Annotated in this window: 22 protein-coding genes and 1 tRNA gene; 13 read left to right on the forward strand and 10 right to left on the reverse strand. The window is 44.4% G+C overall.

Features of this window, described 5'->3' with window-relative positions; all coding sequences use genetic code 11:
• Positions 1–25: 25 nt before the first annotated feature.
• The 3 genes from ACFOEK_RS03195 to arsS are packed head-to-tail and all read right to left on the reverse strand — an operon-like array spanning position 26 to position 2,389.
• Positions 26–688 (reverse strand): TIGR04282 family arsenosugar biosynthesis glycosyltransferase, encoded by a 663-nt coding sequence (locus tag ACFOEK_RS03195; protein WP_386716061.1) that lies wholly within the window; start codon positions 686–688, stop codon positions 26–28.
• A complete protein-coding gene (locus ACFOEK_RS03200) occupies positions 685–1,431 on the reverse strand; it encodes a TIGR04283 family arsenosugar biosynthesis glycosyltransferase (RefSeq protein ID WP_386716064.1) in 747 nt (248 codons plus the stop codon). Before ACFOEK_RS03200 ends, ACFOEK_RS03195 begins: the two co-directional genes overlap by 4 nt.
• Entirely contained in the window at positions 1,421–2,389 is a 969-nt protein-coding gene (gene arsS, locus ACFOEK_RS03205; RefSeq protein ID WP_386716067.1) for an arsenosugar biosynthesis radical SAM (seleno)protein ArsS, read from the reverse strand. The genes ACFOEK_RS03200 and arsS overlap by 11 nt, the downstream gene beginning before the upstream one ends.
• A gap of 194 nt (positions 2,390–2,583) precedes the next feature.
• On the opposite strand from arsS, the gene ACFOEK_RS03210 reads away from it, so the two are divergent.
• The 13 genes from ACFOEK_RS03210 (at position 2,584) to ACFOEK_RS03270 (ending at position 10,190) form a co-directional block, all read left to right on the forward strand.
• Positions 2,584–2,659, forward strand: a tRNA-Arg gene (locus ACFOEK_RS03210).
• Between the two features lie 336 nt (positions 2,660–2,995).
• Positions 2,996–3,295 (forward strand): hypothetical protein, encoded by a 300-nt coding sequence (locus ACFOEK_RS03215; protein ID WP_386716070.1) that lies wholly within the window; start codon positions 2,996–2,998, stop codon positions 3,293–3,295.
• A 60-nt stretch (positions 3,296–3,355) separates the two neighbouring features.
• A complete protein-coding gene (locus ACFOEK_RS03220) occupies positions 3,356–3,661 on the forward strand; it encodes a hypothetical protein (RefSeq protein WP_386716073.1) in 306 nt (101 codons plus the stop codon).
• Positions 3,662–3,757: 96 nt separating this feature from the next.
• The gene (locus tag ACFOEK_RS03225; protein WP_386716075.1) at positions 3,758–4,288 is read left to right on the forward strand and encodes a hypothetical protein; all 531 of its coding nucleotides are present in this window, start codon (positions 3,758–3,760) and stop codon (positions 4,286–4,288) included.
• Complete coding sequence (locus tag ACFOEK_RS03230; RefSeq protein ID WP_386716078.1) at positions 4,288–4,827, forward strand: endonuclease V; 540 nt, start codon at positions 4,288–4,290, stop codon at positions 4,825–4,827. Before ACFOEK_RS03225 ends, ACFOEK_RS03230 begins: the two co-directional genes overlap by 1 nt.
• Before the next feature lie 86 nt (positions 4,828–4,913).
• Entirely contained in the window at positions 4,914–5,222 is a 309-nt protein-coding gene (locus ACFOEK_RS03235; protein WP_386716081.1) for a hypothetical protein, read from the forward strand.
• A 93-nt stretch (positions 5,223–5,315) separates the two neighbouring features.
• On the forward strand, positions 5,316–5,906 hold the full coding sequence (locus tag ACFOEK_RS03240) for a hypothetical protein (protein WP_386716084.1): 591 nt from the start codon (positions 5,316–5,318) through the stop codon (positions 5,904–5,906).
• A 411-nt stretch (positions 5,907–6,317) separates the two neighbouring features.
• Positions 6,318–7,022 (forward strand): DUF4328 domain-containing protein, encoded by a 705-nt coding sequence (locus ACFOEK_RS03245; RefSeq protein ID WP_386716087.1) that lies wholly within the window; start codon positions 6,318–6,320, stop codon positions 7,020–7,022.
• 207 nt (positions 7,023–7,229) lie between these two features.
• Positions 7,230–7,784: a hypothetical protein gene (locus ACFOEK_RS03250; RefSeq protein WP_386716090.1), complete on the forward strand. Its 555-nt coding sequence runs from the start codon at positions 7,230–7,232 to the stop codon at positions 7,782–7,784.
• Between the two features lie 77 nt (positions 7,785–7,861).
• Complete coding sequence (locus tag ACFOEK_RS03255) at positions 7,862–8,611, forward strand: hypothetical protein (protein ID WP_386716093.1); 750 nt, start codon at positions 7,862–7,864, stop codon at positions 8,609–8,611.
• 40 nt (positions 8,612–8,651) lie between these two features.
• Entirely contained in the window at positions 8,652–9,059 is a 408-nt protein-coding gene (locus ACFOEK_RS03260; protein ID WP_386716096.1) for a hypothetical protein, read from the forward strand.
• A 68-nt stretch (positions 9,060–9,127) separates the two neighbouring features.
• Positions 9,128–9,676 carry a hypothetical protein gene (locus tag ACFOEK_RS03265; RefSeq protein ID WP_386716099.1) on the forward strand — a complete coding sequence of 183 codons (549 nt, stop codon included), beginning with the start codon at positions 9,128–9,130 and terminating at the stop codon, positions 9,674–9,676.
• A gap of 61 nt (positions 9,677–9,737) precedes the next feature.
• Positions 9,738–10,190 (forward strand): hypothetical protein, encoded by a 453-nt coding sequence (locus tag ACFOEK_RS03270; RefSeq protein ID WP_386716101.1) that lies wholly within the window; start codon positions 9,738–9,740, stop codon positions 10,188–10,190.
• A gap of 316 nt (positions 10,191–10,506) precedes the next feature.
• Here the strand turns inward: ACFOEK_RS03270 and ACFOEK_RS03275 are convergent, their stop codons facing one another.
• From ACFOEK_RS03275 to ACFOEK_RS03305, 7 genes are read right to left on the reverse strand one after another with little or no spacing between them, the layout of a single operon-like run.
• Positions 10,507–11,706, reverse strand: coding sequence for an EAL domain-containing response regulator (locus ACFOEK_RS03275; RefSeq protein WP_386716104.1), 1,200 nt, complete (start codon positions 11,704–11,706; stop codon positions 10,507–10,509).
• 16 nt (positions 11,707–11,722) lie between these two features.
• Positions 11,723–12,793: a protein-glutamate methylesterase/protein-glutamine glutaminase gene (locus ACFOEK_RS03280; protein WP_386716107.1), complete on the reverse strand. Its 1,071-nt coding sequence runs from the start codon at positions 12,791–12,793 to the stop codon at positions 11,723–11,725.
• Entirely contained in the window at positions 12,790–13,266 is a 477-nt protein-coding gene (locus tag ACFOEK_RS03285; RefSeq protein WP_386716110.1) for a chemotaxis protein CheD, read from the reverse strand. Before ACFOEK_RS03285 ends, ACFOEK_RS03280 begins: the two co-directional genes overlap by 4 nt.
• A 3-nt stretch (positions 13,267–13,269) precedes the next feature.
• Complete coding sequence (locus tag ACFOEK_RS03290) at positions 13,270–14,085, reverse strand: CheR family methyltransferase (protein ID WP_386716113.1); 816 nt, start codon at positions 14,083–14,085, stop codon at positions 13,270–13,272.
• 60 nt (positions 14,086–14,145) lie between these two features.
• Entirely contained in the window at positions 14,146–15,786 is a 1,641-nt protein-coding gene (locus ACFOEK_RS03295; protein ID WP_386716115.1) for a methyl-accepting chemotaxis protein, read from the reverse strand.
• Positions 15,787–15,801: 15 nt separating this feature from the next.
• A complete protein-coding gene (locus ACFOEK_RS03300; RefSeq protein WP_386716118.1) occupies positions 15,802–16,317 on the reverse strand; it encodes a chemotaxis protein CheW in 516 nt (171 codons plus the stop codon).
• 2 nt (positions 16,318–16,319) lie between these two features.
• Positions 16,320–18,485, reverse strand: coding sequence for a chemotaxis protein CheA (locus tag ACFOEK_RS03305; protein WP_386716121.1), 2,166 nt, complete (start codon positions 18,483–18,485; stop codon positions 16,320–16,322).
• Between the last annotated feature and the right edge of the window lies 1 nt (position 18,486).

Genomic DNA, 18,486 nt, shown 5'->3' on the forward strand with positions numbered 1-18,486 from the left:
GATCAATGCCTATTCAAAGACTCCCTTAGATGTTTTTGCTTAACCCAGCATCCAGCATTGATTGATAAAGTTCAGGCATAGTTTTTACGCGTTTGAAATCATCCAATTCATCCAGATCCCAAAGGCGCGAGTTCAACCACGTATCCCAACCCATTTGTGAAAAACGTGCTAACTGCTGTTCTAACACCTTCTCCGTTCCCCACTCAATATCAGAAAACATTGAGGGATCAGTTTTCTTCGCCACGATAGAAATGTAACCACCGTCTTCAGCCGGCACCAACGCCACATCGTTATTACTCAGCCCATCAAAGCACGTCTCGAGGCTTTCTGAGGTAATAGAAATGGCATCTCCACCAACAATGGCAACTTGGTCATACGCCCCCAATAAATCATCCATGGCCGTCTTCATCTTCGCTCCCAGATCCCCCTCAATTTGAAGATGCGTTTTTAAATCAAACTCATCCATCAACTCTCGAAAGAACGGATGATCAAGCTCTTTGGAAGCACTCAAATAACAATCCCACTGCCCTTGAGATGACAGTATTTTGCAAATAACTCTAAGCATGGCCTTATAAACCAACAACGCATTCTTCTCGCCAAGATTTTTGGCCAAACGCGTTTTTACTTCACCTGCAATGGGCGCTTTGGAAAAAATCACTACCGCATTTCGTTTACAAGGTTTGGTCATTTTGAGCTGTTAGCCTTTCCGTAATACAACTGATGGATACGTTGGGGCGATACCCCCAACCAATAAATAAACCTGAGATACCACATCAAACGAATGGTTTTAAAAATTCCATAATTCAACCACTTCCGACTCGACGTCTGGATTCTATGCTGTGGGATATACGCCTGAGAAACAGCTTTTAACGCCTTACTCAGTTCAATATCTTCCATTAAAGGTTGAGAGGGAAAGCCACCTATCTTTCTAAAGAGATCCGTATTTACAAATATCCCCTGATCTCCGGTGCAAATAGATGTGATACGACTACGCCAATTCATCATAAAAGCCACGAGAGCGAGAAGTTTATGAGGATGATCTAGACGCACATTGAAACGCCCCCATTGACATTTGGTCTGCTGGAAAAAGCCCTCAAAATCAGTGATCAGAGAAGCTTCCAAACGAGTATCCGCATGCAAAAACCACAACAACTCACCACTCGCCTGTTCGGCACCATGATTCATTTGCCCTGCTCTTTGCGGCGAACACCTCAGCAACCGTACCTTAGGCTGATTAGCTAGAAGCTCATCTAAAGCCGGATCGTAGCTATCATCTACAAAACCGTCATGTTCACGACAGCCATCCACAACAATGATTTCAAGAATCATCGAATGCAACGGTTGAAGGTCATTCAATAAATGAGAAAGCGCTTTAGTATCCTGATACACAGGAATGATCACACTGATGTTGGAATCAGTGCTAGTCCTCATCGAGCGCTCCGCCACAACTGCTGCCCTGCCCAGCCGTACAACCATAGCAATGATCCGCCACTTTAATCGGCAACCCATCGAGCGATTGGGATAACAAATCCCTCAAATGCGGCCGTTCCAGAGACGTCGCTTCCAACGGCATGTCCAACATCTGATTAAAATCGCAATCGTATAAATAGCCTTGCCAATCGATACTGACTAAAGACTTACACATCACATTATCGAGATTTGCCTGTGAAAAGTTATTTCTTAAAAGCGTCATGTAATCGACAAACTGATCTTTTGCCAAAAGAACAGCACCGAAGCGACTGATCGGCATATTAGTAATGGTGTAGAGATTATCGAAACTGATATCAAAGCGATTGAGAAGTTCACGTTTATAATCTTGCTCTAACGCTTGCTGAGGTGGTGGTAAAAACGGACCGGTTGGGTTGTAAACCAGACTTAAAGGCAGATGATCAGCGCCCTTTCCATAGCCATGTTGATTCAGCAATTTGAGCGCCTCGACACTCTTCTGATAAACGCCTTTGCCTCGCTGACCGTCCACATTGTCTTCCAGGTAACACGGCAGCGAAGCCACCACTTCCACCTGATTGGCTGCCAGAAACTCGGCTAACCACTCGTAACCTGGCTCTAATAAAATGGTCAGATTACAGCGATCAATCACCTCCACATCCCGCTTTCTGGCTTCTTCCACCAGCCAACGAAAGTGAGGGTTCATTTCCGGTGCCCCACCGGTCAAATCTAACGTTTTAATGCCCAGATGATCAATGCAATCAATGATCAGCTGAATGACCTCTTCAGTCATCAATTCGGTACGTTTCGGGCCGGCATTCACATGGCAATGGGTGCAACTTAAATTACACAAATACCCTAAGTTGACCTGCAAAGTGGAAAGGCTTGTTCGCTGGATTTCAGGAAAATCCGTTGCGATAAGTAAAGGTTTGGTATCTTGCATCTGAAGCTAATCTTTGTCGTTTAGTTATAGTGTATGGGTATTGGAGCAAATCAGTAAGGATTTAGTTCCGATATAGCAATGATCGTATGCTCATGAATCTGCTATTAAGCATTAATCTTTATGAAACAATACCTTAAAAGCAACAGGAACGGGTGACAAGCCAATCAATGGCAGGTAGAATTCTTGAGCCTTCTCTCCCCATAGCTCAACAGGATAGAGCGTCCGCCTCCTAAGCGGGTGATCGGGGTTCGAGTCCTCGTGGGGAGGCCACCTGCCTAATAAAATCGATAAGTTAGAGTGACTTTTCAAATTAACGGTTGTACCCAAATTCAGATAATAAGTGCACCACTCAATAGAGAGACACCGCTATTCGTCAACGTCTAAAACTACTCAGTACCCTTTCGATCTTCGTTCTTCTCATGTCGATGGTTCTTGCTTCAATTGACTGGTACTTTTTCTCTGAAGCCTATCGGCATGTAATCAAACCACTAGGAATCATCGGGTTGCTAGGCTTTTTTTCAACGGCCATCTTAACGCTCATATTCAGAAACAGGCTTTAGTTCGCTTAGGTGTTAAACCTTAGACACGACTTACAAGGAAGAAGTAATGATCGACTCAACTCATCCCCTAATAGGTCACTGGAAATCCACAGATGACTTCGACGACGTGGTTGTAACCATAACACCAAAACAGAACAGCTTTGCCGTCTCCGTCAGAGACCATGCCGATGGCGAGCAAGCCGAAATATTTGAAACGAACTATGACGGCGATACCCTGTCGTTTGCAGCACATTGGGCCTCCAACGGCAGGCTAATAAAATATAGATTTTTACTTCAATCCGAAGGCACGGTTAATGTAACCTACACATTCAGTGATCAAGAAATATGGCAGAAACAAACAACCTAACCCTCAACGCAGTCAGCCCCCTGCTCGCCGCAATTTCAAAAAACACCCTCTGGTATTTTTATGACGCGCAAAACCCTAAGAAAAGTACATATAGATGGTGAAGAATACGTTTGGGTAGCAAACTGTGATGATCTGTTTCTATACCCATTTAAAGATATGAACATCAGGGTATTCCGTGGTAAAGAAACAAAATCTATTTTATACATAGATGCCAATGCCTGGCATTTTGAGTTAACTCCAAAACACATTAAAGACGCCATCAGCTATGCACTGTCAGCCGGTTGGCAACCATCAAAAGCTAACACAAGTATCTGTTTATCCAAAAATGAGAATGGCTATTTTGTAACGTCTAGCGGTCAAGATTAAACGTACGGACTAAACCACCGTTTCGACCTAAAGACAGCCACAACAAGTTTCGCTAGCATTCACCATCTAATAAAACGTTAGGTGTAATAGAGAACCATGAACAAATATAGCCTAGACAAATATCCATCTTCTTTATACTTGGAAGCATTCAATTCTTCCGAGGTGAAAATAATCCCTTACCAAGAAGAAGGCTTATATCGTATTCACAAGGGTAAAAAAACTAAGATTGCCAAGGAAAACCGAGGGTATACGATGACCCAACTTGAGCAGATGCGTCAAAGAGGCATAGTAGAAATATACCTTTCAGAGCATGCGGAGCATGGATTTTGTGAAATAGGGCCAGAAGATAGGTCATTTGAAGTAATACTAGAAGCACACAATGGATCTGTTGAAAAACAGATTATAGAGAATGCTAAAGCCATCATATCTCGAATAGCTGAAATGGATACAGAAGCCCGAGATAGAACTTATAACCCTCAAGATAATTACGAAGAAGAGCTTGCTTATATTGTTATCAAACTCGATAAAGTAGAACTACATTACTTCGCTACAACAGTGAATACTGAATGGGGAGTCTATTTCAAGAAGAAAGAAGATAACCACTGGCATTATGAGGGCTTGGGTTGATGATATTAGCAGTTGATGTCCAATATGATGATAAGTCAGCATTTGTAGCTGGAGTATTATTCGATGAATGGAACGCCGAAGAGCCAACAGCCGAGTACATATCCCATTTGCATGAAATAGAAGAATATGTACCGGGTAATTTTTACAAACGGGAATTACCCTGTATCTTAAAGCTGTTAAATGAACATAGATTGGAGCCTACTTGTATTTTGGTTGATGGCTACGTTTATCTTGATGGAAAACAAAAGCCAGGACTAGGTAAAAAGCTATTTGATACTCTGGAGAAAAAAATTGAGATAATTGGAGTAGCAAAGAGAGGCTTTTCAGGTATAAGTTCGAAGTATGAAATACTTAGAGGAGAAAGTGAAAAACCTCTATACATCACTACAACAGGTGAACTAGAAATAGCCAAGAATAAAGTATTGAGCATGTGTGGTAACTATCGTATTCCAGCTTTATTGAAGCGTGCAGATCAACTTTGCAGAGAAGCAGCTAACAAATCAAAGCACATGAACGACGTAAACGCCGCCGGTAATTAACATAAAATACAAAAAAGAAAATGACCACCGACCAATACTTCCTTAAAGGAAAATACACATTAACCACCCTCCCCCATGAAATGAAAATGTCTCACTGGGTATATGCCCCGGTGCTGCGACATACCGAAACCAACGAACACATACTCAACCTAGCAGGCAACGTCTGGGATCTACGCTCCGCCAAAGAATCGCAAGACACCATCATCTTACAACTGGCCCGTTACCCCGATGGCAGCAAAGACTACGAAATAAAAATTACCCCAAGAACAGAAACAGCCATCGTAAATGGCACCCCTCACCCATTAACAAAACTAGCAGAGGTTCTGGATGCCATAACCCCCCCCCTAGCGCACATATCAGTTGAAAAGTTCACCCCTAACCTCATAAGGTGTTGAAATTAACTAGGCTTCAGCATTGTATGCCGCACAATACAAAACAGGACACACGACACACCGTCGTAGAACGAACCGTTAGAGATATGTAGAGAAATGAGTATTATCGAAGATATTAAGAAACTTGAATCTGCAGAAGACTCAATTTATGGAACCTCCTATAGAGGAGCTGCAATTTTGAGAGATGGAACTGAAATTCCATGTCTAATATTTAAGTCAAAACAAAAAATTGTTGATCTAGCGAAGCGAAGAATAAAAGAAGAATTGAATGGAAATGGACGTTTAGGTGGCGATGATCCTTACGGACAAATCGTCACAGTGTTCGCCGCCGGAGGAAACAAAGTAAACGATTATGATATATCTAAAGTAATCCCATCAAGGTACGCAATTCCAGACGCTCTTCGTTCAAAAATCCACGGGGAAACGTTCATGGGGTGGACGGGCTGGGTATTTGAAATGAACGATGGCAAGCTATTTCAATTTGGCTCAGCGTTTTCATTTGATTATTTCGATATGCCCAAAGGCTATGATTTTGACGATGTAAAAGAAGTTCATAACCATTCATATCTAAATGATTCCGGCAAGCTATGCAAATTACGCCAAGGCGCTTTTCCTCCAGAGGACTATAAACTTGAAAACGTATTCAGGGAAAAAGTTTCGTTCGAGTGCGCAATAGATGGAATCTAATAAACCAGCCAACTTCACGCCGTTAACGCTGGACTCATCAAGTAAGCCAATTAATGAAGAGTTGAAAAAAAAACAGTGATCGACTCAAGCACCCCCCTAATAGGTCATTGGAAATCCGCTGATGCCTTCGACGACGTGGTTATAACCACAACACCAAAACAGAACGGTAGGCTAATAAAATATAGATTTTTACTTCAATCCGAAGGCACGGTTAATGTAACCTACACATTCAGTGGCCAAGAAATATGGCAGAAACAAACAACCTCACCATCAACGCAGCCAGACCAAACGTAGACATCAAATAAACAAACATAACTCCAGATCTCAAAACGCTTTTAAACTGCATTGATCAACCTCCCCTCGCGGGCAGATTACCAAGGTTTAACACACACAAAACAGGAAGAAATAAACATGCCAAACAAGGAAAGTAACTACAGAGACGCCAGCAGCCTTACAAGCTGGGTAAGGTACAGCCTGTACGCTCAAATCGTCGTCGCCCTAATCATGATCGGCTCCAATTACCTCGAATACCAACTCCTGTCAGACTATCAAAATGGCGTATACACCTCCCAAGAACAAGCCGTTGCAGATGGCGAAGCCAGCGATCAAAGACAACAAATGGTCGCTTATCTCTACTTCGCCGTATTCATTATCTCAGGCTTCCTGATTCTTCGATGGATTCACCGCTCAAACTATAACGCTCGACAACTCGGTGCCAAAGACATGAAGTTCACACCCGGCTGGTCGATCGGTTACTACTTCATACCCATATTAACCCTCTGGAAGCCCTACCAAGCCATGGAAGAAATCTGGAAAGCCAGCCACAACCCGAACGATTGGCAATCGGAAGAGGCAAGCTCAATACTCGGCCTTTGGTGGCTGCTCTGGATTATCTCAAACATACTTGGCCACATCGTCTTTCGCATGTCCTCGTCCGCAAATGAACTGTCAGAACTCATGAACATTAACCTGATGTCGCAAGCCTTAGAGGTACTAACAATACCGCTAGTCCTTGTATTTCTAGCCATCGTAAACACAGTGTATGCAGCTCAACGCTCGGCCTACCAAAACGCCGACCAACCGATCCCGCAGCCCGCTGTAGCGGCCGCAGAATAACGCATTAAACGTCCTGAGCGAAAAAGTCATGGATAAACAAGATATTCAACTAAAAATTCTCGCTCAGGCCGTTTACGAATTGCGCCTGCTCCTTAGTCATCACCTAGGGAGCACCGACAAAGCAATGGCCTGTGAAACGCTATCCGCACAAGACAAAAAGGACGCACGACACCCCGTCGTAGAAAGCACCATGACATGAAGGAAATCATGAAAAAAATAATTAGCGCAACCCTCATCATGTTAGGTTTAAGCAGTCTAGTCGTAGCAGAAGAAAAACAATTTCCACCTGTACCAAGTTGGAAGCCAAGCTTTGCGTCATCCAATGAAAGCCAGCTGGAACGAATGGTTTACTACACCAATAAACAAAAAGATCTCGCACAGTTTTCAAACGGCACCATAGTAATCCTTGAAGATAATCTAACGGATGAAAAGGCAAAGCAGTACGCAAAATCGGTTCTCTCAAAGATATATAACTACCACCCAGACATGAACCCCGTGCCAATGAAAGATGGCAACATCCTAGTCCAATACAACCACCCCGCATACAACGTTGTCCTTACAGACTTTACCAAACAACACATGGACACAATCAAATCGAAACATCTTGATGCCTTAGCAACCGAAGAAGTGTTGATCACTGGGTTAGGCCGCAATCAATTCGATGAATTTGGAATGCTCGCGTTATACGGCAGAACATTCATGTTCATGGATGCTCAAAACCCAGAAGTTACTCATCTATATCGTAAAACATCATCAAACTAACGGAAAAATAATCAGAGAACTAAGACATGGTAAGTCACTTTTCCACCATAGGTATGCCGATTGAGTCAGAAGAAGACATGTACAAACTTGCAGAACACGCGTCAGAACACGCAACGGAAATTCCCTGCAAGCATGGCCGCTACCTAAAATGGTCATCTCCTGAAGGCCCCGAATTATGGCTACTAGTTAACACCGACAACAACGTGATAGGAATGATTCCCTCATTTAGCGGTAAATCCAAATTCCTAACCTCAATCACAGGCCTGGTTAACTTAGCAAACGATACCGCGTTCGAAGGATGCATACACGGTTGGGCCAACCCCACGGATGAAGACCCAGAAAGTGGAGACTACCCATTTCTTTTTGAACTCATAAACAAAGGCGAATACGACGAACTTGAATACCCCTTTACAAGTGAAATCTCACTCTCAGCCTTTGCACACGAAATACACATCTACAGCTCTGAATCAGAATTCAACTCACACAAAACCGAAGAACCAAAATTTGCGGCAGAATCCTTCATCCCCTCAGGGCTATTCGTAGAAGACGACGGAGAACCCGCACCCTATGCCATATTTACAGGAAGAGTCATCGAATCATCCGTCCAGACCAATCCCCTAACACACCAAACATACCATTGGGCACTCGTAAAAACCCTGGGTGGTGAAATCGACGTACTCATAGACAACACCCTAGTCGACAAACCGATCATTGAAGGCGGCATCCTCACAGGGTCATTCTGGATGAACGGAAAAATCCTAACGCCCAAACCGGCAAAAAAGAAAAACATATTCAACGTCATTTTTGGCGGTAAATCGAACAAATAAACCAACATCGAAAAGTTAACAATCAGGTATCAAGAAACTCATGAAAGTAATCTCTATCTTTATAATTGCCATTATGCTCCAAGGTTTCACCCAGCCATTATCAGTGCGTCATCACCTGCCTGGTAAGTGGGATTGGCAGACGTTGGAAGACAGCTGTGGCAGCACCGCACAGACCTACAGTTTTTCCAAAGACGGACAAAGGATTATCTTAACAGCGCCATCGCCGTTGACTTTAGATGGAACGTCAGAACTTAACCAAGTCGTGTACGAAATAATTGATGAGCGTCCATCGGTTATGCGAATGAAAGTAATAGGTGAAACGAGAACAACAGAAAATGGGGCACCTGTCGTTTGGGACTTAATATTAAAAGACAAAAATACATTTTGTTGGCATAGAACCGATTGGCCAGCAGGCACCTGTACGCAAGATTTAAATAAGTGCGAATGAATACCTTAAAACAATCCACCGGCCCAAACCACATGAACTAACCATTAACTAACAGGAAGTTAGACGTCATGTTATTCAAACTTGGCAACCTAGATAATCAAGTAGAAGTTTACTGGGACAACCTCTACCAAATCGAAACGTACCCCGGCTTTTCCCGCCTGCTTATTGGATGCAAATCCAAAGAAATCCCCCTAATTCTTCAATTCTGTAAAGAAATGGAAGGGCCGTTTGCTGTTTTACACGTACTACTGATGTCCCGGTTAGGCAAAGAACCAGGCCGCTACCAAAGCCCATACCCTATGTCCTATGAAGAACTGGAACTCTTCCTATATGAACACCAAGAATATTTTGAACAAGACGGAAGACACCACCTTTGGGTCTTATCCGTCTCAGGAGAAGGTCAATTTATTTTTGACAACCACAACTATATCTACGCCTATGGAAATACCGAATCCTATCTCACCACCCTAGCAAACTCAGGCTTTACGGAAGGTGACATTAGAATTCCTGATCCGCACTGTCATAACTACCACTCAGAATACGATGATAAAGAACAAGCCGTGCATAACGCCTTCGACTGGCTGTATTCACCATTGCAAGAAGGCGATGACCCATAGCCATTAATAGCCATTAAACAAAGGCATCGACTCCCCAGGCGTGATAAGTATTGGTACTCCAATGTTTGGATTTAAAAAGAAAAAAACACCCACTGAACTTAAATTTGAAGAACAAATTGATGGCATAGAAGTGGATCTATTGTTTGGTGATCTTCCCACCTACATGGATAAGCTACAACCGTCTCTCGACGCTCTCAGCAGAGAAGAGAAATTTGCCCTAAACGACAAAGGCTTTCATACGGCCAAGCTCAACAAAACAGAAACACACAAAATATTATCGCTTTGGTTTGCTCTGGAAAAGGGCATGTCCATGAGGTGTTTCTCACCAGGCTATAGAATAAAATTTCTGTCAGACCAACAGATCGTTAAAACCGCCTCAATATGCTGGCAATGTAACCATATAAAGCTAGTCGATGCATCAGGCACAGAGAACTGGTTCTCCTTTAACGGTGCCACCCAAACAGCACAAGATTTACTGGCTAAGTGCCGTAGTGCCATTGAAAGCGAATTATAACAAAGTGATAACCCCCCCCTAGTGAATTTGACCACTAATCCAACTGAGCTTAGTGATCACGTCAAACAAAATAGTTAATCTTCCTGCCCGTCAAGTTGGAACAAATATCCTTCGCCTGTTTCCTTTGAGGCTAGGGCTATAATGTCATCATATTCGATAGCTAACTCTAGGTTCTCATGAGAAAACTTTGCCGCAAAAATAATTCGTTCTTCTTGCCATGAAAACGAGCGTATTGCCTTTGGAGATATATCCAATAAGAGCTGCCCTTCAGGGCTCAAATAGTCCTCGTGGGGAGGCCAACAGTTTATTATAGTTACTAACCCAATGGCAGCATCCCATGTCGATGCCACTCTAAAAACGCTTTCTCTGGCATCGGTGGTGCGTAGTAATAACCCTGCCCCATGTGACAACCTCTGCGCTTGAGGTATTCCCAATCTTCTTTGGATTCTATGCCTTCGGCAACCATTTTCAGCCCAAGCTGATTACACATAGCCAAAGAGCTGGCGAAGATTACTTGCAAATGCGGTTTACTGGATATCCCATCAATTAAAGAACGATCCATTTTCAATTCGGTAAAAGGAATCTGGGACAGCTGCTGAATGGAAGAATAACCGGTGCCATAGTCATCCAACGATAAACCACACCCGGCCAACCTTAAGCGATTTAGCACACCTAACGCTTTGCCCATGTCCTTAATTACGGCCGTTTCAGTCACTTCGAAGATTAGCTGACTGGCTGCTCCCTGCATTGATTTGATAACTTCCATAAGCGCTTCGCAAAACGTTTCGTTCTCGAAAGAGACCGCAGATAAGTTGATAGACCACTGTGTCTTTAAGCCAAGACCATTCCACTTAAGTTTTTGCAGCACCGCTTGCGCCACTACTCGGTAGCTTAAATCGTCAATCAGGTTATGCTCTTCACAAACACTAATAAACTGATCTGGGAAAATAACCTGATCGTCTTTTTTAATCCGCACCAAACATTCCACACCTGCAAGGCTGTGGTCTTTCATGTTAATTTTTGGCTGGTAATGCAATTCCAGCAGTTTGAGATCCAGTGCTTGTTTTACCTCTTCAACACTGAGCTTTGGTTTACGAGCCGGTCGAACCACCTCTCCCTGTTCGTTTTTATACGTCAGGTAATGCTTCATTAACTGTTTCAACTTATTGTACGAAAGAGGTTTTTGGACACTGCCCAACACCCATATTCCTTGCTTACTCGCCATTAATTCAACGGAAGAAATCAAACTCTTTTCACGAGCACTGACGATAATTAGCGCCAACTCGGTAATGCGATTACCCAGGAGATTAATAAGCTCAATGCCATCAATATCCGGCATCTCAAGATCACACACTAAAATATCAAAGTGATTATCCGAGTTCTCGATTAGCTCTAACGCCACTCGACCATTTTCTGCTTCCGCAACAAACTTACAGCCCATATCCTGACATTGTTGTGCTAAGTGCTTTCGTTGTGCGTCGCTGTCTTCAACAATTAGGATTGATAAAGTATCCACAGAGGTTCCCTAATTATTATTTAAAGGAAGTATACTGGCTAATGACGCCAGCAACTTGATTTAAACCCACGGTAATTTGCACAGCACCGCGCTCATGCGCTTCTTTCGGCATACCGTAGACCACACAGGACTGTTCATCTTGGCCATAGGTGGTAGCCCCTGCCTCACGCATTTCTAATAAACCTCGGGCACCATCGTCCCCCATGCCCGTCAGAATTATGCCCACAGAGTTTTTCCCTGCTATTTGAGCAACTGACCGAAAAAGCACATCCACCGAGGGGCAATGTCGGTTTACCGCCGGGCCAGGTTTTACATCGACATAATAAAAAGCACCACTGCGCGTCAGTAGCATATGTTGTGCTCCTGGAGCCACCAGCGCTAAACCAGGTCTCACCCGGTCACCTTTGGTTGCTTCTTTGACATCAATCTTACAGATGTCATCCAAACGTTTGGCAAATGCAGCGGTGAACTTCTCAGGCATGTGTTGAACGATCACAATGCCCGGGCAGTCCGTACTCAAGTCTTTGAGTACGCACTCTAGTGCCGTTGTCCCTCCTGTTGAGGTGCCGATCGCTATGACCTTTTCCGTCGTTTTGGTCATTGCTTTAGGCTGTCCCTGCAAAGGCGGCAAGGTTGTTTTTGGTCGGGCGCTTGGCGTAATACTGCTAGCAATTTTGGATGCTTTTGATTGCGCTGCTTCCCGCACGGCTTGAACCAGCTGAGTCGCAGAATCCTTAAGGAACTGATGAACTCCAATTTGAGGCTTAGTAAAAATAGCCACAGCACCTGCGGACATGGCTTCCATGGTAGTTTCAGCGCCTTTTTCGGTTAACGAAGAACAGATAACCACCGGCGTAGGACGAGATTTCATGATTTTCTTTAGAAACGTTATGCCATCCATTCTTGGCATCTCGACATCTAACGTAATCACATCCGGCCAGTTTCCACGCATCTTCTCAATGGCAAAATACGGGTCGGCTGCTGTAGCAATCACTTCAATATCCGGTTGTTCAGATAAGATTCCACTCACGACCTGTCTGACCACAGCAGAATCATCTACAACCAACACGCGGATCTTTTTCTTCATTTCCAGCCTCCTAGCGCATCGAGATAAGTGATGGAGTATTCACGATCTTGAGGATAATAAATAAAGCGCCGACCACACTCACCTCCGACATCCGTATGCAGAATATTGACCCGTTCCTGTTCGAGTAGATGACAAGCGTATTCTGCATTTTTCTTACCCACAATCAGCTCCTCAGGCAGTCGTGATGCAGACTCACTAAACGCACCGCCAACAATATAAGCATTAAGATCTGGCCCGCGTAGCCCTTTGCTTTTAAAGAAACTAAAAAAATGCGGCAAGATTTCCTTTCCATAACGCCCAGGTGTTTCATCGTCTTGAGTTCCGGCTTCCAGCAGTAAATAGTGGCACATGACGAATATCCCTTTGTAGTTATCCCAGAGCACAACGGAGATACAAGACCCCAGCACCGTAAGAATCGGTTCTGATTCAGGCGTTCCCCTACAGTAATCACCCGGTGCAAGAAATTGGAACATCAATCAGTCCTGTTTTTGATAACACCCTGGCTTTAATTGAATCAGTTGATCGTTATAACCGCTGATACTCTCTGAATGTCCAACTAACAACCACGCACCAGGGCGTAACTTATCCACCATGTTGTTGACGATTGCTTTCTTATCATCCAAATCAAAATAGATAAGAACATTCCTCAAAAAAATCACATCAAAGTCAGTATTGGTTGGAAGTGGTTTCATTAAGTTGTGACAGGTGAAATTAACCTTAGATCGCAGTTCATCCTTGAAGCGAAACCACCCAATGTCTTTCCCGACCCCTTTCGCGCCATACATTTTTAACAGCTCCAACGGAATTCGTTTAGACGCTTCCAAAGTGTAAACCCCTCGCTTTGCGGTACGAATCACTTCGCTATTGACGTCGGTACCCAGTATTTTCCAATTTCGTTGAATGCCGTAATGCTGAGCGAACTCTAACGCTATGGTATAGGCTTCCTGGCCTGTCGATGCCGCCGCGCTCCAGATGCGAACACATCGATCAGTAGCCGTTGTTAATAAGCGAGGAATAATGACGCGCTCCATGAACTCAAAATGCTTCGGTTCACGGAAAAAATACGTTTCATTAGTGGTAAGCAGATTGATGGCAATTTCTTCCTCAACACCACTTTGATCATTATTAAGAAAATCAAAATACTCCCCTAACGATGAAAAGCCGTGCTGAGTGATACGTTTTTGCCACCGGGCTGACACTAACGCTTTCTTGTTATCTTTTAGGTTGATGGAAGTATGATCATAAAACCATCGCTGAATACGCACGAAATCGTTATGAGTAAATTCCGCCATTACTTCCTGTACCTGCGTTGTCGGTTTGAGAACCCCGTGTAGAGGTTCTCACCGGCTTAGTTAAAAGTTCTCGAAATCAAACTCATCATCACCCTTGGATCGTTCTTCCCGCATCGGCGCCGCTCTTGGAGCATCCACAGCTTTAGGTGCCGCTCTAGTATGGGAGTGATGCATGGATTTCCGGCCAACTGAGGACATATCCACTTTGAAATACGCCATCATCTCTTGCAGTTCTACCGCCTGAGAAGTGAGTTCTTCTGCCGTAGACGACATTTCTTCAGAGGCGGCAGCATTCTGTTGAGTAGCCTTGGTGATTTGAGCAATGGCGGAGTTAATTTCACCGGCGCCGGTACTTTGTTCCGCACTGGCAGCGGAAATTTCCTGAACCAGTTCCGCCGTTTTTTGAATGGAAGGTACAATATCTTTCAGCAGGTTACCGGCCTGTTCAGCCAACCCGACCGAGCTCGTTGCCACTTCACCAATCTCTTTCGCTGCAGTTTGGCTTCGTGCTGCCAACTTACGAACTTCTGCCGCCACCACCGCAAAGCCTCGACCGTGTTCACCGGCACGTCCGGCCTCGATCGCAGCGTTCAGAGCAAGCAGGTTAGTCTGATAGGCGATGTCATCAATGATGCTAATTTTGTCTGCAATCTGACGCATCGCATCCACGGTTTGTTCCACCGCTTCACCACCTTTAATGGCATCTTGAGCACTCTTATTAGCGATACCATTAGTGACCGAAGAGTTCTCGTTGTTCTGATCAATCGAGGCAGACATTTCCTCCATCGATGCTGACGTTTGCTCCACACTCGACGCTTGTTCCGTGGATGACTGACTCAAGGATTGCGCCGTCGCATTCATCTCTTCAGAGGCCGAAGACAGGTTATCGGCAGATGCACGCACCTGAGCAATGATCCCGGATAACTTATCGACCATTCGGGAAATGGCGAACAACATGCTGGAGTTATCGTTCGGAGCCAACTGGATATCAATGGCCATATCCCCATTAGCCACCTTACTGACAATGTCTTCTGCATACTGCGGCTCACCGCCCAACTGCGAAACAATACTGCGGGTAATTAAGAACCCCAGCACCACACTAATGATCACACTAATCACAATAATCGCGACATTCAGTGTTAGTGTCGATTCATAGTTTTCAGTGGAAAGGTTAAATTCTTCTTCTGCCACATTCAGTTGCACATCAACCAAACCAGCAAATACATCAGACACCGGGTCAATGGTTGGGTACAACACATCCAGGATAAAGGTTTCCAGTGCCGCTGCATCTCGACGGGTAACAATGGATCTCAATCGATCCGTTTCTTCATCAGCCACTTTTATGAGCGGTTTTAACTCATCCACCAGCGCCTGCTCTTTCGGCACCAGCTTCGTCGCCAGATAAGCCGTCCATCTGTCCTTAATAACATCCTGGGCCTCTTCAATGTTTCGTAGCGCCCGATCCCAAGATAAGCCCCCATTTCGAGTCTTATGTGCCGTATCAACGATATTCACCGCATACATATCCGCAATGAGTTTCAGGTCTTTCAGAGGGACAACTCGATCTTTGTAGACCGTCTCCATTGCCGCATGCTCACTGTTCATGGCGGTAATCCCCATGACACCGATTGCGATGAGCAAAAACAAAAGCGTTGACGCCATAAGCGCCAAACGAAAGGCAACTTTCATGTTCTTAAACATTTGCGTCTCCTAACCTTACTTCGTTGATTGTTCAATGATGTCAGCCATTTCTTCCACAGACAGCACCTTTTCACCGTCGAGGATGATGACAAAATGTTTGCCGATGTTGGCAACACCTTGAATAAACTGAGCTTTAATTTGAGCACCGAAAGATGGCGGGGTATCAATCTGATCCGGCATAATATCAATCACTTCTTTTACCGAATCCACCACCACACCGATGACCGCTGTTGTGTCTTCATAAGGTATCTCGAGAATGGCAATACAACTGCGATGCCGAATTTCCGTCTCGCCTTTACCAAATCTCAAATTCAGATCAATCACAGGTACAACTTCCCCACGCAGGTTGAGCACGCCTTTTACGAACTCTGACATCATGGGAACGGGTGTAACCTTGTCGTATTCAATGACTTCTTTCACCGACCGAATACTCAACCCGTAGTACTCATTATTGAGGACAAAGGTGAGATACTGTTCATTGCTTCCGGCCTGAAATTCCTCGAATTCAATGTCCGGCATTTCACTACTCATAGCTACCCCTGCCTATCTTCATGTAATAATTCGAATGGACTCTTAGAAAAACGGGATTCTTCTCTGCTGCAGGCGTACTCAATCAGTTGAGGCACATCCAAAATAAAGCCCACATCACCGGTTCCTAATATGGTCGAACCACCAATGCCTTTCATGGATCTGAAAATCTCGCTCATTGGCTTAATCACCGCCTGCAATTCACCAAAGAGCGCATCCACCACCAAACCGGCTTTCTTATCTGCGTACTTAACCACCACTAAATGGCGATAGTCTTTGGGATTCGGTTCGGTACGAAGCACTTCCGAAACATCAACGAAGGGCAGCACTTCATTTCTCAAATTCACATAATTTCGATCAATCTCAAGCACCGATTTATCGAAGGTTAAACATTCCTGAATCATGTTTTGAGGAATCACCAGATGGGCATCACCGACAGACACTTCAAAGCCGTCAATAATGGCTAAGGTCAGCGGCAACCGAATTCGGAAACGACTGCCTTGATTGGGCTTGGTGCTGATGGTGATCTGGCCTTTGAGCTCATCAATGTTTCGCTTCACCACATCCATGCCGACGCCACGACCGGACAGATTGGTCACTTGATCTGCGGTTGAAAATCCTGGTTCAAAAATAAGCATATTGATGCGGTCAGGGCTCAGTTCTTCACCAGCCTTTATCACACCGTTTTCAATGGCTTTGGCCAGGATCTTTTCTTGATTCAAGCCTGCACCATCGTCTACCACCTCAATGACAACGGCTCCCGACTCATGAAACGCATTTAGCTGAAGATGGCCTTCTTTGGATTTGCCCTTATAGGCACGGTCTTCCTGCCCCTCAATACCATGGTCAATGGCATTTCTCACAATGTGCATTAACGGATCGGATAACTTCTCGACCATGGTTTTATCCAGCTCGGTTTCTGCGCCAGTAATGGTGAGTTTGATCTCTTTACCTAACTCTTTGGAAACATCCCGTACAATGCGTTTCAATCGGTTAAAGGTCTCTCCCACCTGCACCATTCGCAACTGCAGCGCTCGATCACGAATTTGTTCGATCAAGCCAACCATGGTGGAAAACACTTCATCGAGGTTTTCGTCCTGAAGTTTTTTCACTTCCACATCAATGGCGGAACCCGTCGTTACCATTTCCCCGATCAAAGAAATCAACCGATCCAGCTTGCGGGCATCGACTTTTAAGAAGCGTAAATCCTGAGGCTTTTTATGCGCTTGTTTACTTTGAGTTTTAAGCGCTGCGTCCAAAATTTCTTTATCAACCGCACCGCTATCGATAATGTGTTCGCCAATCGGTTTACTTGATTCAACCGTCGCCGAGCGCTGTTCTGTCAAAGCCTGATTCAATTCACGCTCAGTGATGGCTCCGGTCTCCAAAAGAATTTCACCTATTGGATCCGAGTTTTCCGGCAGGTCTTTGAAGCGTTCTTTATAAGACAAAGGCGTGCTGATGGTGATCTTGCTGTTTTCCTGAATGAATTCGAAGACTTCTTCGATATCCGCCTTAGTCAGATTGGTTTCATAGGCAAGAATGACACTTAAATAACACGCTTCCGGGTCAAACGCTTTTTCAGGAAAATGGGTCGTTAATTTGCAATCATGGATAGTCCCCATGTTGTCCAGATAATTAATGTGAGACAGCGGGTCCATGCCATCGCGAAACACGTCCTCACCGTATTCCACCTCAATTACCCAATAGTCTTCACTGCTCTCAATCGATTCCGTGTCTGTTTCTTCGGCAGGAGAATCCTCAACAACAGGCTCGTTGGGTGACTCTTTCAAGTACACATTCAATCGCTCTATGAGCTGTAAGCCTTCCTGTTTATCAACTTCCGATTCCTTATCCGAGATGGCGGACACCAACATTTGCATGTGCCCATGACAGCCCAACATCAACTCGATTAAGTCCTCAGTGAATTCTTGTTTTCCACTGCGAACGGCATCTAATACATTTTCGACTTTATGAGTAAAAGCAACGATGTCATCAAAACCAAAGAGTCCAGCCGACCCTTTAATGGTGTGTGCCGCTCGGAAGATAGCAGCAATATGGTCACCAACCTCAGCCTCTTCATTATCAATTTCCAGAAGGAACTGCTCCATATCCTGGAGAAGTTCGTACGCCTCATTGATAAACAACTCTTCGGCATGATCCATATCCATA

Source organism: Litoribrevibacter euphylliae, assembly GCF_042646085.1.
Lineage (GTDB): Bacteria > Pseudomonadota > Gammaproteobacteria > Pseudomonadales > Litoribrevibacteraceae > Litoribrevibacter > Litoribrevibacter euphylliae.

Excerpts from the sequence above, each read along its gene's own strand:
- ACFOEK_RS03195 (WP_386716061.1), bottom strand. The coding sequence starts at position 688 with ATGACCAAACCTTGTAAACGAAATGCGGTAGTGATTTTTTCCAAAGCG.
- ACFOEK_RS03200 (WP_386716064.1), bottom strand. The coding sequence starts at position 1,431 with ATGAGGACTAGCACTGATTCCAACATCAGTGTGATCATTCCTGTGTAT.
- arsS (WP_386716067.1), bottom strand. The coding sequence starts at position 2,389 with ATGCAAGATACCAAACCTTTACTTATCGCAACGGATTTTCCTGAAATC.
- ACFOEK_RS03215 (WP_386716070.1), top strand. The coding sequence starts at position 2,996 with ATGATCGACTCAACTCATCCCCTAATAGGTCACTGGAAATCCACAGAT.
- ACFOEK_RS03220 (WP_386716073.1), top strand. The coding sequence starts at position 3,356 with ATGACGCGCAAAACCCTAAGAAAAGTACATATAGATGGTGAAGAATAC.
- ACFOEK_RS03225 (WP_386716075.1), top strand. The coding sequence starts at position 3,758 with ATGAACAAATATAGCCTAGACAAATATCCATCTTCTTTATACTTGGAA.
- ACFOEK_RS03230 (WP_386716078.1), top strand. The coding sequence starts at position 4,288 with ATGATATTAGCAGTTGATGTCCAATATGATGATAAGTCAGCATTTGTA.
- ACFOEK_RS03235 (WP_386716081.1), top strand. The coding sequence starts at position 4,914 with ATGTCTCACTGGGTATATGCCCCGGTGCTGCGACATACCGAAACCAAC.
- ACFOEK_RS03240 (WP_386716084.1), top strand. The coding sequence starts at position 5,316 with ATGAGTATTATCGAAGATATTAAGAAACTTGAATCTGCAGAAGACTCA.
- ACFOEK_RS03245 (WP_386716087.1), top strand. The coding sequence starts at position 6,318 with ATGCCAAACAAGGAAAGTAACTACAGAGACGCCAGCAGCCTTACAAGC.
- ACFOEK_RS03250 (WP_386716090.1), top strand. The coding sequence starts at position 7,230 with ATGAAAAAAATAATTAGCGCAACCCTCATCATGTTAGGTTTAAGCAGT.
- ACFOEK_RS03255 (WP_386716093.1), top strand. The coding sequence starts at position 7,862 with ATGTACAAACTTGCAGAACACGCGTCAGAACACGCAACGGAAATTCCC.
- ACFOEK_RS03260 (WP_386716096.1), top strand. The coding sequence starts at position 8,652 with ATGAAAGTAATCTCTATCTTTATAATTGCCATTATGCTCCAAGGTTTC.
- ACFOEK_RS03265 (WP_386716099.1), top strand. The coding sequence starts at position 9,128 with ATGTTATTCAAACTTGGCAACCTAGATAATCAAGTAGAAGTTTACTGG.
- ACFOEK_RS03270 (WP_386716101.1), top strand. The coding sequence starts at position 9,738 with ATGTTTGGATTTAAAAAGAAAAAAACACCCACTGAACTTAAATTTGAA.
- ACFOEK_RS03280 (WP_386716107.1), bottom strand. The coding sequence starts at position 12,793 with ATGAAGAAAAAGATCCGCGTGTTGGTTGTAGATGATTCTGCTGTGGTC.
- ACFOEK_RS03285 (WP_386716110.1), bottom strand. The coding sequence starts at position 13,266 with ATGTTCCAATTTCTTGCACCGGGTGATTACTGTAGGGGAACGCCTGAA.
- ACFOEK_RS03290 (WP_386716113.1), bottom strand. The coding sequence starts at position 14,085 with ATGGCGGAATTTACTCATAACGATTTCGTGCGTATTCAGCGATGGTTT.
- ACFOEK_RS03295 (WP_386716115.1), bottom strand. The coding sequence starts at position 15,786 with ATGTTTAAGAACATGAAAGTTGCCTTTCGTTTGGCGCTTATGGCGTCA.
- ACFOEK_RS03300 (WP_386716118.1), bottom strand. The coding sequence starts at position 16,317 with ATGAGTAGTGAAATGCCGGACATTGAATTCGAGGAATTTCAGGCCGGA.
- ACFOEK_RS03305 (WP_386716121.1), bottom strand. The coding sequence starts at position 18,485 with ATGGATATGGATCATGCCGAAGAGTTGTTTATCAATGAGGCGTACGAA.